This window comes from Flavobacterium sp. SLB02 (assembly GCF_009664855.1).
In the GTDB taxonomy this organism is placed as follows: Bacteria; Bacteroidota; Bacteroidia; order Flavobacteriales; family Flavobacteriaceae; genus Flavobacterium.
In genome coordinates this window covers 2,549,465-2,566,552 of record NZ_CP045928.1, presented here as the reverse complement: position 1 = coordinate 2,566,552, position 17,088 = coordinate 2,549,465, and the positions used below count along the sequence as shown (strand labels likewise).

The window sequence follows — 17,088 nt, the reverse complement described above, 5'->3', positions numbered from 1 at the left end:
TGTAAATCAAGCTGTTGTGGATTTTTTCTGTTAAGATAAATACAAAAAATAATATAAGATATTGAAAGCTAACAGGATACTACAGGATACAGAGCATGGAGGTTCTCGATAAATTTGGATTAACTAAATAATTAACCAAATTTTAACTTTTATGAAAAACAAGCTTAATTTTTTGCTGATTTTTGCTCTGTTTGCCTTATTGCATACTACAGCTTATTCGCAAAACAAAGTGGTTAAAGGAACGATCACGGATGTATCTGGTTTACCAATACCGGGTGCAAATGTGCTTGTTAAAGGAACCAAGACAGGAACTACCACTGATTTTGATGGCAAGTTTTCTGTAAATGCAACTCAGGGCCAGGTGTTGGTTTTTTCTTCAACAGGTTCTAAAACTCAGGAAATAACAGTTGGTACAAATTCAGAAATCAATGTAAAACTTGCAGATGATATAGCACAACTTAATGAAGTGGTTGTAGTAGGTTACGGTACGCAGAAGAAATCTGATGTAACAGGAGCAGTTGCAAGTGTAAGTGCAGAACAATTAATGAACAGGCCTGTTGCTAATGCACTTGAGGCATTGCAGGGAAAAGCTGCCGGAGTTGATATTACCAGCAACGAGCGTCCGGGATCTATCGGTACAGTACGTATTCGTGGTACGCGTTCGTTAACAGCAAGTAATAATCCTCTTTATGTTGTAGATGGAGTTCCTTTGTTGTCTGATTCATCAATTGAAACGCTGAATCCAAGAGATATTGCGTCTATCGATGTACTTAAAGATGCATCTGCGACTGCTATTTATGGTTCAAGAGGTGCAAACGGAGTTATCATTGTGACGACTAAACAAGGAAAATCAGGAGTTTTTAGTTTAAACTATGCAGGAACATTAACGGCTTCTCAAGTTGTAGATCGTGCTCCTTCAATGAATGCAGCTGATTTTATTCAGTTCAGACGCTGGGCGGCATATAATCTTAATTCTACAACTTATGCGCATCCGGACTCTCCGACTTATGCAAATGATAAATTAATTTTTGACAGTGCATTAGACGGTCAGACATCAAGAGATAATGTTTTAAAGGGATGGCAAAGCGGTACCTGGGATGCTTCTAAAGTAACCAATACAGACTGGGTTGATCTTGTTACACAAGCAGGAATCAGTAAAGAACACGTTTTAAGCGCCAGTGGTGGATCTGAAAAAGTAAATGCTTACGGATCACTTGGATACCTGGATCAGGAAGGAACTCAAAAAGGACAATGGTACAAACGTTATACTGCCAAATTGAGTACCAATATTAATCCGGTAGAATGGTTTAAATTCAATGCTTCGTTAAATGCTTCATGGAGTGAGCAGGATTTTGGTATGTCGACCCTACAAGCAAGAAGCGGAACAGCGCCTAATGCAATTTTAGGAGCAGCTAAAAGTATTTATAACATTGCAGTTCCTTATGATGCAAATGGTAAATTGATTATTAACCCGGGAGGTGAGTCAGCTGTATATACAGTGATGGACGAATGGGATAAAAGCACGCAAAGATCACAGACATTGCGTCTTTTAGGTAATTTTTCTGCAACAATTGACTTAGGTAAATTGGCCTCGCCTTTGGAAGGGCTTAGTTATAAAATAAATTTTGGACCAGATTTCCGCCATTGGAGAGAAGGTGTTTATGTTGATGGAACTTCATCACTTAAAATCAATGCTGATGGAAGTGCGGGCGTAAATTATGCGCGTCTGCAAAACCGTAGAGATCTTTCGTGGACTTTAGACAATATGATTACTTATGACCGTACTTTTGCGGCTAAGCATAAAATAGGAGCGACCCTGCTTCAGACAGCTTCATCATGGAATGTTGAAAATTCTTCTATGAATGCCAATAATATCCCAAACAAATCTTTTTTATGGAATGCAATGGGAACAGTCGATCTTACCAATCCGGCTAATAATGGCCGTATGAGTTCAGGTCTTACAGAACGTCAGTTAAGTTCTTATATGATCCGTGCGAACTATGGTTACGACAATCGTTATTTATTGACAATGTCAGGTCGTTGGGATGGTGCTTCGCAATTGGCAGAAGGGTATAAGTGGGATTTCTTTCCTTCAGCTGCTTTAGCATGGAGAATTAACAATGAAGAATTCCTAAAAGGTGTAAACTGGATTGAAAATCTTAAACTTCGTTTAGGATTTGGTACAACGGGTAACTCATCTGTAGATCCTTATAAAACAAAAGGACTTGTATCTTCTATATACCTTCCTTTCAATGGTATGAGCAACCAGATTGGTTATACTACAAATGAGCCTTATTATACAGATACTCAATTGTCATTGGCTAATAAAGCACTTGGATGGGAAAAAACCACACAATATAATCTAGGTATCGATTTTAGTTTCTTTAAAAATAGAGTAAGTGGGGCTATCGATGTTTATCAATCCTATACAAATGATTTATTAATGGCGGTAAAAATCCCCACGCTAACAGGTTTTCCTTCGACTTTTGCAAATGTGGGTAAAACAAGTAATCGTGGTGTAGAGGTAACGCTTAATTTAATTCCGATTCAGACAAGTGGCGGATTTACCTGGGAAACAAATTTAAATGCGGCTTGGCAGAAAGATGAAATTGAGGAATTAGCCTATGGTAAAAATGATATGCCGGATAATACATGGTTTATAGGCGAGCAAATTGCTGTTCGTTATGGTTATGATAATTTAGGTCTATGGCAAAATACGCCGGAAGATCTTGCTGAAATGGCTAAATGGGGTACGAGTTACAACTTTACTCCTGGAAATGTACGTCCGAAAGATCAAAATGGCGACTACAAAATGGATGCTGCAGACCGTGTAGTACTGGGCAACAGTAATCCAACCTGGACAATGGGATGGAACAATAACTTTACCTACAAAGGAATTGAGTTGGGAATCAATATTTACGGACGTGCGGGTTATTTAACCGAGAAAGTCGAAGAAGCTCTAACAGCACATAGTAATCAAAGAGAAATTGATTATTGGAGACCGGACAACACAGATGCTCAATATCAAAAACCTATTTTGGGTCAGGCATCATCAGGATCAGCAGATAAATTTTCCGGACTTCTTGGTTTTCCAAAAGCATCTTTTGTAAAAATTCGTAATATTTCATTAGGATATAATTTCTCCAGAGATTTTACAAAAAATATTGGTTTATCAAACTTTAAACTTTATGTGCAGGCAGTAAATCCGGGTAATATTTACCAATCATTAGACTTTTATGACTTAGATACAAACTCAACCTATTCTAATCGAAGTTTCGTTATGGGTCTTGAAGTTGGATTTTAAAAATAATGTGTTGTAACGGAACTAAGTATAACAAAAAAAGTAAAAAAATGAATAATATAAAAAATATAGGAATAGGACTTTTGATAATGGTAGGATTATCAATTTCCTCTTGTTCGAAAGACTTTCTTGACGAAGAACAAAATAGCCAGTATTCGACTGATTATTTCGAAACATCAGAAGGTCTTCAGGCCCTGACAGTATCACTTTATGGAAATATAAGATGGCATTTTGGGTTTGAATGGTCTTATGCTAATACATTGTACGGAACGGATGAGTTTACCAATGCAAACGATCTGACCAACGAAATGTGGAACACTTACGACAACCGTTTTGGACCAATTGGCGCTACAGCATCTACAGGTGCAGCAAACGGAAACGCAACAAATCCTGCAGCACTTTGGGATGAAATGTATTACGGAATTGCTTCTTGTAATACCATTATTGCCAATGCAGAAAAAATTGATGACATCGCTATTCGTAATCGCTGTCTGGCACATGCTTATTTTTTACGTGGCTATAACTATTATCGTCTTACCGCTCAATATGGTGGCGTTGTACTGCAAACTGTACCGGCAACTGGTGTTGTTCGTAATTTTACACGTTCTACCGAAGAACAATGTTGGGAGCAGGTAATATCAGATTTACGTAATTCTTATAATCTTTTTGCAGGTGAAGTTTTTACTTATGGAAAAGGAATTACATGGACAAAAGCCACGGCTGCGCATTTCCTTGCAAAAGCATTATTATTCCGCGCCTCAGAACGCAATGACAAATGGAATTCAGCTTACAAAGCAAAAGATCTTGATGAAGCAATTCAGGCTTGTAGTTATGCTATTTCTGCCCGTGGACCATTAACGAATAATTACAGTGATCTTTATGCCAACTGGACAGGAATTGACTGCCCGAATGAGCAATTAAGCGAAATTTTAATGGCGGCGGGACACAACGGAGATGCTGCAACAGTTGGTCGTTTCGGAAACCGTACTTATAGCTATTTTGCCCCGCAATTTTCAAGTTTCTCAGGCGGATGGGTAAAACGTGGTGTCTGGATTGGAAGTATGGACTTTCAACGTTGCCGTCCAACTGAATATGCTTATGCAGTTTACGATCACGTAAATGATGCGCGTATGTGGAAAACGTTTAGAACTGTTTATGGAGCCAATACAGTAGTAACTGCAAATGCAGGAGTAAAAATTGGAGATCCTGGTATTGTAATGATATTAAATACTAAAGATGACAATACATATAACGGTGCTAAATTTGGGGCAAGCGTTCAGGCTCCGACATGGACAGATGCAAATGGCCGTTTACCGGAATGGACAACAGGAAAAAGACAAACTGCTACAGCAGGAACTTTGGCAGCTATTAAAGGACAATATGTTCCTAACTCATCAGTATTGTACCAAAACGGGACTTACGTAGCGCCTACATTCAAAAATCAGCCTATTTGTAATTTCTTTGCCGGAATCAATAAAACAGAAGATGGTTCAAGAACTGCCGAGAGAGGAGATGCACACCGTGATGTAATTATGGCACGTCTTGCCGAAACGTATCTTGTACGCGCAGAATGTTATGCCCGTTTGCAGCAATATGGTAATGCAATGCAGGATATCAACGTGATTAGAGCAAGAGCACAATGGAAAAGCGGTGAAAACAGATCTTACTATAACGACGGTTCTCAGGCATTTAAAGCAAATGCTTTGAATACAGGAACTGCAGCGACAAACTTTGCGGCTTCAAATTTAGATATGAACACGTATTATTTATCTAATCCAACAATAGCGGTTACCACTGCGGCATCAGATTTAAGATTAACATCATTTCCTGCTAACCTGCCAGCTGAAGATGAAGCTATTATTGCTAAAGTAGGAGCTGCAAGTGACTACGAACGTGCCCTGAACTTTATTCTTAACGAATATACTCGTGAATTACTAGGAGAATGGCAGCGTTGGGAAACACTTTCCCGTACAGGAATGTTAATCAAACGTGCAAAAGCATTCAATGCAGAAGCAGCACCTAATATTACTGCCAATAAACACGAACTTCGCCCTATTCCGCAATCATTTATTGATGGATTGCTGAATGATGATGGTTCTAATTTATCAGATGCCCAAAAGAAAGAATGGCAGAATCCTGGATACTAATATCTTTTAAATTTTTGTTTTTGAAACCGTCTCAAAAAAGAGACGGTTTTTTTAGGATGTATCTTTTTGTAATCTTTTAAGCAGGAAAGCGCAGGATACCAATATCGTCTGAATGTTTTAATTTTAAAGTCTATCATTCAATATTTTTTTTATTGTAATTAATTGAATTGTAGTAGATATAGTAGAAAACACTTCAATTAATAATTTAATTATTAATAGTGGGTCAAAAAGATACAATTAGTCTCGTTTAAGTATAAAATTAAATAGAAAAAATGTCAGGAATCAACCTCAAATGTCTCTTGTTAAACCTTGTAATACTGCTTTTTTCTCTTTCTGTTTTCTCTCAAAAGGATGCAGAAAAAGAGAAATCTCATATTGCAGCCAAACCTTTATATCGGGATCCTGTTTTTGACGGAGCCGCCGATCCCACCATTATTTGGAACAATAAAGAAAAGAAATGGTTCATGTTCTACACCAATCGAAGAGCAAAAGATGCCACAGCCAAAGGAATTACCTGGGTACACGGAACCCGAATTGGTATTGCTGAATCTACAGATGGTGCAAATTGGAAATACAGAGATACCTGCAACATCAATTATAAAATTAAAGATGTAACACATTGGGCACCAGATGTAATTCAGTACAAAAACCTGTGTCATATGTATTTAACGATAGTGCCGGGGATTTTTAACGATTGGTACCATCCGCGAACCATAATTCATCTGACCAGTAAAAATTTAATCGACTGGAAATTCGAATCTCAATTGAAACTGGCTTCGGACAGATGTATTGATGCTTCTGTTTTTAAATTGCCAAACGGTTCGTGGAGAATGTTTTATAACAACGAAAACGACGGGAAATCAATTTATTGTGCAGATAGTAAAGACCTCTATAATTGGGTGGATAGGGGAAAGAAAATTGTAAAAGACAGGGGCGAAGGTCCAAAAGTATTTCAGTGGAAGGGAAAAAACTGGATGATTTCGGATTCATGGCGAGGGCTCAATGTATATTCTGCAGATGATTTCCTGAATTGGAAGCGTCAGGAAAAAAACATCCTTCAAATTCCCGGAACAGGAGAAGATGATAAAGTAATTGGTGGGCATCCCGATGTTATTGTGAATAACGACAGAGCCTATATTTTTTATTTTGCGCACCCCGGAAGAACACCGGAAAACAAAGGTATTGATAGTTATGAAACCAAGAGAAGTTCTATACAAGTGGCGGAGTTAGAATACATAAATGGAGAAATCGTCTGTAATAGAGATCGGTCAGTTTATATTAATCTTAAACATTAATTAAAATTATTTAAATATCTTATTTTCAATTAATTATATATTTATGATAGAAATTATCTATTGAAGTAAATCATTAAAAAAAAGTTTTAAAATTGAATTTTCACCTTAAATAAAAAAACAAATATGAACTATAACCTAACCAAAATTATAACCGTTTTCGCAATCGGAATCTGTACCAATATAATTGCCCAGACAAACGATGTAACGGCACCATTGCATTTAATGAAACCCGATTATATAACACCATATGTTATTCCGGAGAAAAACAATATCGAAAGCGTATTGAGCAGGGTTTATACTTTTCTCGAAGAAAATACAGCTTCAAAAGCGATTTATGTAAGCGATAATTCAGAAGTAAAAGATTTTAAAAAAGCGAAAGGAAAAATTGCATTTTCTCCCGGTGCTTTTAGATTGACTAGTTACGAATGGGGCGTTACCTATGCCGGAATGCTTTTGGCAGCCGATGCTACAGAAAAAAAAAAATATGCAGAATACGCCAATAAACGCTTAAAATTAATCGTAGACATTGCTACCAATTATAAAACAGAAAATATCAAAGATTCCCCGGTTCACAGCGTTTTACAGCCAAAAGCTTTAGACGATGCGGGTGCTTTATGTGCAGCTTTTATAAAAGCAAAAAAGAAAGATCCAAATGCCGCTTATGATCCTGTTATCAATAATTTCATTCAATACATCAGTGAAAAAGAACATCGCTTAAAAGACGGAACCCTGGCAAGAAACCGCCCGCAGGACAATTCGCTTTGGTTAGACGATATGTTTATGAGCGTTCCCGCTTTGGCTCAAATGGGAAATTATACCGGCGATGTCAAATATTTTGATGATGCTGTGAAGCAAGTCAATCAGTTTTCTCAGCGAATGTTCAACTCTCAAAACGGACTTTATATGCACGGCTGGGTGGAAGCGATGCAGGTGCATCCACAGTTTCATTGGGCAAGAGCAAATGGCTGGGCAATAATGACAATGGTCGAATTACTTGAAGTATTGCCTAAAGATCATCCGGGATATCCTCAGGTTTTATCCCAACTGCAAAAGCACATTGCCGGATTATTGCAATATCAGGATGGTACTGGTTTTTGGCATCAGTTAATCGATCGAAATGATACGTATTTAGAAACTTCGGCGACAGCCATTTATGCCTATTCAATTGCCAGAGCAATCAATCGCGGTTACGTTGACAAACTGGCTTATACGCCTGCAGTTCTACTAGCGTGGAATGCAGTAGCTTCAAAAGTAAATGCAAAAGGCCAGGTCGAAGGAACCTGTGTAGGAACCGGAATGGGTTTTGACCCCTCTTTCTATTATTACCGTCCCATAAATTTATATGCCGCTCACGGTTACGGCCCTGTTTTATTGGCTGGAGCGGAAATGATTTTATTACTAAAAAACAATCAGTTCGAAATCAATGACAGCTCGATACAATTGAAGGTTAGGAGTTAGGAGTTATGAATTATAAGTTATGAATTATGAATTTTTGAAAGCTGGTTAGAATTAATCTCGCAAAGGCGCAGAGACGCTTTTATAATATAGCTCTTTAATATTTCTTTGCGCCTCTGCGCCTTTGCGCGATTAATCGTCAAAGTATATCAAAAAAACTTTGCGCTTCCGCGCCTTTGCGAGATTAATAGACAAAGTAATAAATAAAAAAAAAACTTAGCGACTTAGTGCCTTAGCGGCAAATAAATCAACAGTATATGAAATTAAAACCAATAATAAACACACTTTTCCTGTTATGCACAATAACAGCTTTCAGCCAGATTGGAAAACGATTCCCCTCTGAAAAAAAGATCATAAAAGATCCCGTAACAGGTCAGGAATTAATTTTCTTAACCACAACATCAGCGGGCGATTCTAAAACCTACCCAACACATCCGCAATGGACATCTGATGGCGAATGGCTTATTTTCAGAACCAAAAGAGCCAATGGAGAAGCCGTGGCAGTAAATGAAAAATCAGGTATAATGGTTCAGGTTACGGAAGGCGGTTATACCGGAACGTTGTGCATGGCACAAAAATCGATGAAATTGTATTTTATGCGTAAAGCACTGCAAGATAAAATGCAAATTATGGAAGTCAATCTGGCCGATGTTTTTAAAGACAGTCAGACCGGAAAAATGAAATCCGTTGCAGCCTATGAACGAGTTTGCGGTACAGCAAGTCCAGAAATGGGTGCTTCGGGAGATATGGCTTTGGATGCAGATGAAGAAAAGGTTTATTTTAGAATAGGAAAAGAAGAAGCCGCAAAATATCTGGACCCCAATATTAAAATCGAAAAGAGTTTTGGTCCCAGAAATATGGGTGCAGGACCAGGCGGAATTAGCAGTATGAATTTAAAAACAGGCGAATTTAAACATGTGATTTCCGTGCCTTTTCAGGTAGGACATATCCAGTCGAACGTATGGAATCCCGGCGAACTGGTTTTTTGCTGGGAAACGGGCGGAAAATCACCTCAAAGAACGTGGACGGTCATGGCCGACGCATCGGGGTTAAGACCTTTATATCCAGAATCCGATTATGAATGGGTAACGCATGAAGCTGTAATTTCTAAAGATGAGGTGGCAATGGCGATCATGGGACATCGGAAAATTGATATCCATAAAGAAAAACCGGTAGAAGTTACAGACAGCAATGAAGTACGTAATCCTGAAAATCCCGGACAGGAAAGCAATTGGGGAAATTCAGGAACGCGAGAAAAACCAACTGGTCTGGCCATTGTAAATCTCAGAACAAGAGAAATGATTATTGCCGGACAAACCAAAAGCGGCAGCGGTTTATGGCACGTACACGGTTCATCAGACGGAAGATGGGCGGTAGGCGATGATTTCTCAAGAAGTTTGTATTTAATTGATCGAAAAACAAACGAAATGATGATGCTTACCACAGGCCACAAAGAAACCGCAGCAGACCACATTCACCCAACTTTCAACAGAGACGGAACAAAAATTCAGATTCAGTCGGCGATGCTTTCTAAAGATAATCGTACCATGAATATTTGTATTGTAAATGTGCCTAAAGATTGGTTAAGAAGGTTTTAGAAAGGTTCAAAGGTTCAAAGGTTCAGAGGAACAAAGGAACAAAGGAACAAAGGAACAAAGGGAATCGTAGAGGCGCACTGCAGTGCGTCTTCTCGTGAACCATAATAATCTCGCAAAGGCGCAAAGGCGCAAAGTTTTAATAGCCTCCAGCTTTAGCTGGAGGTAAAATAAGTTAAAAGTGATTGGCTTTAGCCAAATAGAATTTTAAGTAAAAAACTTTGCGCCTTTGCGCGATTAATTAACCCAGTAAAGAAAAAAACTTAGTGCCTTAGCGCCTTTGCGACAAAAAAAAACAGCGTAAATCCGCCAAATCCGTTCCATCCGGGGGCCATTTTAAAATAATTCAAAATGAAGAAAATAGCAGCATTAATTTTCACGATCGCGACTTTAAGTTCTTATAGCCAGAAAAAAGACTTAGATGAATTCTCTATTGTAGATTCCAATGCAACAACAACCATTTATATCGATAAAAATACCGATCCCCTGATTATTTGGGCCGTAAATGAACTGGCGGATGATGTCAAAGAACTAACCGGAAAACGACCGGAAATTAGCACAGCAAGCACAATTTCTAAAAAAGGTATTTATATCGGGCAGGTTTCTTCCTTTCTTTTTAAATCGAAAACAACTCAGAAAGAACTTTTAAATCAATGGGAAAAATTTTCCATCAAAAAAGAGAAAGACAATCTTTTAGTGGCGGGATCAGATGTGAGAGGAACCTTGTATGCTATTTTTGAAATAACAGAACGAATGGGCGTTTCTCCCTGGAAATGGTGGGCAGATGTTCATTTGATCAAAAAAGAAACTCTAACATTTCAACTTCCCCGAAAGGGAATCATTGCATCGCCCTCTGTACAATATCGCGGTATTTTTTTAAACGATGAAGACTGGGGATTACAGCCCTGGGCAGCCAAAATTTTCGAAAAAGAAACAGGAGACATTGGTCCTAGAACCTACGAAAAGATATTTCAACTGTTATTGCGCTTAAAAGCCAATACAATTTGGCCTGCAATGCATCCTTCTACAAAAGGTTTTTTTACTATTCGGGGAAATAAGGAGACAGCACAAAAATACCATATCGTTATAGGGTCCTCGCATGCAGAACCTATGCTTCGCAATAATGTAGACGAATGGAAACCAAAAATTCATGGTGATTATAATTATTTCACCAATAAAACACAGGTCGATAAATACTGGCAGGATCGTTTAGACGAATTAAAACTGGCTCAGAACGAAACCATTATGACATTGGGCATGCGAGGCGTTCATGACAGTAAAATGGAAGGCGCTAAAGATTTGGCAGAATCTATTGTCATGGTTGAAAAAATCATTGTCAATCAGCGTGAAATGCTTTCGACTACTTTCAAAAAGCCTTTGGCAGACATTCCGCAGGCATTTGTTCCGTACAAGGAAGTTTTGGAATTATACGATAAGGGACTTAAAATTCCTGATGACATAACTTTGGTCTGGCCTGATGATAATTACGGCTATATTCGGCGTTTGAGCAATACCGAAGAGCAAAAAAGATCGGGTGGAAGCGGTGTGTATTATCATATTAGTTATTGGGGCAGACCTCACGATTATCTTTGGCTGAGTACAACACAGCCCGGTTTGATCTGGTACGAAATGACGAAAGCTTATGAGAATGGTGCCAAAAAAATGTGGATTGTAAATGTGGGGGATATTAAACCGGCAGAATATGGTACCGAACTTTTTCTGGATTTGGCATGGAATATTAATAGCATCAAATCAGACGGACTTAACCAGTATTTGAAAGATTGGATTTCAAGGGAATTTACTTCTGAAATTGCAAGTGATTTGAGTGTTGTTTTCGAGGAATATTACCGCCTGGCATTACTCAGAAAACCGGAATATATGGGATGGAGCCAAACTGAGCCGACAACGCCTGTAAAACTTTCTGATTTTTCGGCAGAAGAATCCCTGAACAGAATAAAAGTCTATGATAATTTGATTCGAAAAGTAGATAGTTTAGCAGCTTTTGTTCCGATAGAAAGAAAAAATGCTTGGTTTCAGTTGGTCGTATATCCAGTAAAAGGGGCGGCTTACATGAACCATAAATTTTTATATTGGAACTTGGAGGCCACAACTTCAGATGAAAATCAAAAGCATAAATATGAATTGTTAGCTTCAGAGGCCTATCAGAAAATCCAGGAACTAACGGATTTTTATAATACCAGATTGAGTGATGGCAAGTGGAATCATATGATGTCGATGCATCCCCGAAATCTGCCGGTTTTTGATTCGGTTAAAAAGAATCTTTTTTCAAAAAAAACTTCGATTAAAACAGACAGAATTTATATTCAGGCCAATCAGTTTAGTGCTAAAGAAGATACAAAAGAATACCAATGGAAAACCATTAACGGTTTAGGATACAGCAATAATGCGATCACTTTATTTCCGTTTGATCAGCATGTTTTTATAAATGAAAAACCGTTTGTTTCGTACGAATTTGACATTGATGAACCAGATAATTATACCATCGAAGTCCGTTTATTGCCCACGCACGCCAATAATTTCGATCATCAAATAGGAATACAAATGGATAAAAATGCATTTCAGTTTTTTAAAATCAATACAAAAGACAGGGAAAATACCTGGAAAGAAAATGTGTTGCGAAACAGCGTCATTGTAAAGCTTCCCGTTTCGAATCTTTCGAAAGGAAAACATACCGTTACAATAGAAGTGAATCAAACGGGAATTGTTTTGGATCAATTGGCGGTTTATAAAACAGCTGAAGGGAGTAGTTATGAGATACCTTTTAAATGAGTTATGAGTTATGAGTTACGTTATTTAAAATAGTATCAAGATTTAACCGCAAAGATTCGCAAAAGTTTACGCAAAGTACGCTAAGATTTTTTACTTGTTTTTTGTTTAGAAAAAAGTCCGCAAAGCTATATCAACATACAGCTTTGCGGACTTTGCGTTTGTATAAAATCCTAAAAGTAAAAAACCTTAGTGTTCTTTGCGGTTAAATAACCTTCTAGCTAGTTTCTAAAATCAAACCATAGATTCATTTTAATCCCATCATCTCCGCTTTTAATACGAATGTTGGTTGGCTGACTTTGAGGCCCTTGTTGTTCTAAAGGTTTAAAATCTCTCATGGCCGGAATTTCATACATAAACGAAATATCACCTTCTGGAAATACAGGTTGAGGATAACTTCCCGGGAAAGCATTTTTAGGTAAATCCGGTGTAAATAATCTTAGGAATAAATTATCAGACTCACTAAAAACTTTAAACGATGAAGCTCCGGCTTTTAGATTAGCTCCCAATAAATTCGCGTGATATCCTTTGAATTCAGGATAAATAAGATTCTCAAAACTTTCGCCGGTAATTGTATTGTTGTACTCTTTCTCCCAAATACCGTAAGTTGTTCCCTTAATTCTGTTTTTCCAAACATGATATGGGCCTCTACCAAACCATTTAATGCCTGTAACTTCTTTTTCAGGAAAACTAAAAGTGATTCCGAAAGAGTTGATTTTATCTTCAAAAAAAGCACCGTCGAAACCATCGCCGCCCGAAGCATTTTTTAAAGCTACTAATTCCATTTTAAATCTTCCGTCCGGTTCCATGATCCATTTTATAGAGGATAATCCGCCTGAATAGTTGACTTTGCAAACGGCTTTATCACCTTCCTGAGAGATTTGAATGTCTTTTAATTTGGCTTTCATGCCAATTGGGCGAGGACCATTGGTAAGCGGAATCGTTGCTGTTTTGTTTTTAATCGTTACAATTTCTCCGCTTGCAGCATCTATAGTAATCGTTACATCATTTCCTTTTAAAGTAATTTCGTTGCCTGTTTTAGTTCCGGATGCTTTGTTTTTTGTATCCTTAACGGCTAAAAACTTATCAGCATAAAATTTTGCTTTATGAATAGGCCAAGTCCAGGTATAAATTTCTTTATTGAATTGATCGTAAGCAGTTATAGATAAAATATCTCCTTCGGCAAAATTGCTAGGAACAGCGAATTGAATCTTACGTGTTTCTCCCGGATCAATGCTTGGAATTTCAATTTTACCGCCGCTGATTTCTTTGGCAACGCCATTAGTATACAGCACGTCGTTATCTGATTTTAAAACTTTAAATTCCATTTTGCAGGAATTCAAATTACTGAAAAGATAATCGTTGGTAATCAAAAAAGAACCGTCAAAAGCCTCTGTAACTTGTTTAGGCTGAAACTGAATAGGCGCCCAAACTTCTTTTACGGTATAATAACTGCCTTCTCTTTCACGATGCGGCCCCAAAATTCCATCAGCGGCAAGCGAACCTTTCGAATCAAATTTCACATCGCCCGTCCAGTCAGAGCGTTTTACGGCTTCGTCGAGCATTGCCCACATAAATCCTCCGGCAAACAACGGACTTTCCTTATAACGATTCCAGAAATCTTCAAGAGCCGCCCCGTGTCCATTATCGTAAGTTCCGTGCATAAATTCTGTAGGGAAAAATACATTTTCTCCGGCATTAAAACGGTGCATTCCGGTTAAATAAGTCGGGTAATGGTGTGTGTCCCAACCATTGAAATCAGCCCAAGGATGAATCACAATTCTTTTTTGCGGATCATTATCAGCAAAAACTTTATCTACATCATAGTTCCAGCCGCCTTCGTTACCATTGTCCCAAATAATTACCGACGGATGATTGACGTCGCGCGTGACCATCTCTTTAACCAATTTTGTACCGGTCTCTGTATCATATGAGTTTTGCCAGCCCGCCAATTCATTCAAAACAAAAAGGCCTAACGAATCGCAAACCGCAAGAAAGTGATCGTCCGGCGGATAATGACCGCGAACTGCATTTATATTCATGTCTTTCAGTAATTTACCGTCCAATTCGCTGATACGTTTGCTCGTGCTTCTTCCTCCTTCTGGCCAGAAAGAATGACGATTGATTCCTTTCATGATAATTTTAGTACCGTTTACATAAATTCCATCCTGTTTTTTAAACTCTAAAGTTCTAAAACCAATGCGTTTATTGTATTGATGAAGAACGGTTCCGTTTTGTTTTAAAACCAATTCCAGATTATACAAGTTAGGATTTTCAGGATCCCACGGTTTAATGTTATTCCATTTTGCAGCAATGGTTTCTTTGGTGCTTTTTGCTTTTACCGGAAAAGTAAAAGTTTGAAAACTCTCTCCATTCAAACCTTTTAGCGAAGCTTCCAGAATGGTGTTTTTAGGAATATTTTTCAAATTCAGATCCACCGTTATCGAACCATTCATTTTTGGGTTTACGGCAATATTTTCGATATGGGATTTTGGCGAAACTTCCAGCCAAACCGGACGATAAATACCACCAAATAACCACCAGTCGGCTCTTCTTTCAGCAGCATTAACAGATTTATTGGCAGAATGTTTCCAGACATGTACTTCCAGAATATTCTTAGCACCAAATTTTAGTAGCGATGAAATATCATATTTAAATTCATAAAAACCTCCCTGATGAATTGCTCCGGCCAGTTTTCCGTTTACTTTTACTTCGGTATCGGTCATGGCGCCGCCAAAAGCAATTACAACGTCTTTTTCTTTATAATTCGCAGGAACTTCAAATTCATATTTATATAAACCTTCTTCTTTGCTTGGTTCTTTTTGGTTCAGTTCTTTGTACCATCTTCCGTAGGTATATTCGCCAAAACCTTCTAATTCCCATTGCGACGGAACATTTATTTTAGACCAGACTTTACTGTTATTTCCGCCGGTACAATAAAAATCCCATTGTACAGGATTTTCAAAATCTTTTCCGGAGAGATAGACTTTATCTGTTTGCTGCGCCGTACTATTTTGGGCTATAAAAAGCGTAAAAGCAATAATACTAAACTTTTGAATGGTGTTTTTGAGCATCATAATTGGTTTGAATTCTTGGGTTGGTTAGTTGCCATCTGGTTTCATAATTTCGAAACGAGCACTCATAGGAAGTGTCCAGCTGGAAATAAAATTGGGTTTATTAGGATTGTAGTCCAGAGTTTCTTTTTTTATTTGTTTTTGTAACGGAATGTCAAGTTCGCGAATTCCCTTAAGAACGCAAAGAGCAATTTCGTTGGCCCCAAAACTATTAAAATGAGTATTGTCGTCCAGTGCTTTTTCCTGTCCCGGAAAAGTATTGGCAGGATATTGTACAAAAGCTTTTCGTGAAACTTCGTCGCCCCAGGCTTCGTACAATGTAGTGGTCATTTTGGTAATATCGATAATAGCAATGTTATTTCTTTGAGCCACAGCGCGCATCGCAGCAGGAAATTCGCCATGGGTTTCTTTTAAAGTGCCATTTTCATTAAAAAATCGGCGTTGAGTTGGCGTTACCAAAACCGGAATCGCTCCTTTATCTTTGGCCGATTGAACAAATTCTGTCAATAAATCCGAGTAGGATCCCCAGGCTCCATTTCCTTCGCCTTTAATTTTTTCGTCATTATGCCCAAATTCCACAAACAAATAATCTCCTTTTTTAATTTGCGAAAGTATCTTTTTTAAACGATTTGCTCCTTTAAAAGAACTCAGCGAAGATCCTGAATATGCATAATTGGCCACCACAACAGTATCATCAAAGTAATTGGTAATAAATTGTCCCCACGATGCCCAGGGCTCTACATCCTGATCTGTAACCGTCGAATCTCCTGCAAGATACACCACAGTTAGATGATCTTTTGGAGTGATTTTTATACTCTGAATCGTAACTTCTCCCAAAAATTCAAGGGTCAGTTTATCATCCCAATTAAAAATTTCTTTTTCTCTGTCTTTCAGGCTGATATTTGTTTTGTCATCGATTTTAATGCTTCTTACATTCACATTAAAAGTTTTGGTTACTTTTTGTCCTTTTTGTATGGTGAATTCCCTCAACATTAATCTTCGTGATTCTGCTTTTATGGTAACATTTGATGGACTATTAGAACTTCCTAAAACTATTTCAATCTGATAATTGCCTTCAGGAACTTTTACCAAAAAGTAAGTGGGTTTGGTGGTGGAAAAAGAATTGGAGTTGATGTTGACATTCGAAGCTGAATTAGAATCAAATCCATAACCTAAACTTGAATTATAAGATATGGCATTCTTAATTACGGTTCCTTTTAAAGTTTTTGCAGCAGTACCAAAATAAAACAATAAAGATTTTGCATCCTTATCATAAGCTGTCGAATTTACTTTTGGCTGCAGGGCAAATAAAAAAGCCGGTATGCAAAAACAAAATAGGAGTGTTCTGATTTTTATCAATTTTTCAGGATTTTAATTTATTTGATTTTCAAATCTAAAATTTCTGTTTCGATAAAGTATCCTGTACTATGATGT

Annotated in this window: 8 protein-coding genes; 6 read left to right on the top strand and 2 right to left on the bottom strand. The window is 37.8% G+C overall.

What is annotated here, in order from left to right; all coding sequences use genetic code 11:
• Positions 1–151: 151 nt before the first annotated feature.
• From GIY83_RS09710 to GIY83_RS09685, 6 genes are all read left to right on the top strand, one after another.
• On the top strand, positions 152–3,304 hold the full coding sequence (locus GIY83_RS09710) for a TonB-dependent receptor (protein ID WP_194614856.1): 3,153 nt from the start codon (positions 152–154) through the stop codon (positions 3,302–3,304).
• A 47-nt stretch (positions 3,305–3,351) separates the two neighbouring features.
• On the top strand, positions 3,352–5,448 hold the full coding sequence (locus GIY83_RS09705; RefSeq protein ID WP_208686648.1) for a RagB/SusD family nutrient uptake outer membrane protein: 2,097 nt from the start codon (positions 3,352–3,354) through the stop codon (positions 5,446–5,448).
• A 272-nt stretch (positions 5,449–5,720) separates the two neighbouring features.
• On the top strand, positions 5,721–6,743 hold the full coding sequence (locus GIY83_RS09700) for a family 43 glycosylhydrolase (RefSeq protein WP_208686646.1): 1,023 nt from the start codon (positions 5,721–5,723) through the stop codon (positions 6,741–6,743).
• 123 nt (positions 6,744–6,866) lie between these two features.
• Complete coding sequence (locus GIY83_RS09695) at positions 6,867–8,201, top strand: glycoside hydrolase family 105 protein (protein WP_208686644.1); 1,335 nt, start codon at positions 6,867–6,869, stop codon at positions 8,199–8,201.
• 254 nt (positions 8,202–8,455) lie between these two features.
• Positions 8,456–9,796 carry a hypothetical protein gene (locus tag GIY83_RS09690; RefSeq protein ID WP_208686642.1) on the top strand — a complete coding sequence of 447 codons (1,341 nt, stop codon included), beginning with the start codon at positions 8,456–8,458 and terminating at the stop codon, positions 9,794–9,796.
• A gap of 348 nt (positions 9,797–10,144) precedes the next feature.
• On the top strand, positions 10,145–12,583 hold the full coding sequence (locus tag GIY83_RS09685) for a glycosyl hydrolase 115 family protein (protein ID WP_208686640.1): 2,439 nt from the start codon (positions 10,145–10,147) through the stop codon (positions 12,581–12,583).
• A gap of 218 nt (positions 12,584–12,801) precedes the next feature.
• On the opposite strand, the gene GIY83_RS09680 is transcribed toward GIY83_RS09685, so the two are convergent.
• Together GIY83_RS09680 and GIY83_RS09675 are read right to left on the bottom strand one after the other, a co-directional pair.
• Positions 12,802–15,657: a glycoside hydrolase family 2 TIM barrel-domain containing protein gene (locus tag GIY83_RS09680; RefSeq protein ID WP_208686638.1), complete on the bottom strand. Its 2,856-nt coding sequence runs from the start codon at positions 15,655–15,657 to the stop codon at positions 12,802–12,804.
• A 24-nt stretch (positions 15,658–15,681) separates the two neighbouring features.
• Positions 15,682–17,013, bottom strand: a complete 1,332-nt coding sequence (locus GIY83_RS09675) for a rhamnogalacturonan acetylesterase (RefSeq protein WP_194614849.1) — start codon at positions 17,011–17,013, stop codon at positions 15,682–15,684.
• Between the last annotated feature and the right edge of the window lie 75 nt (positions 17,014–17,088).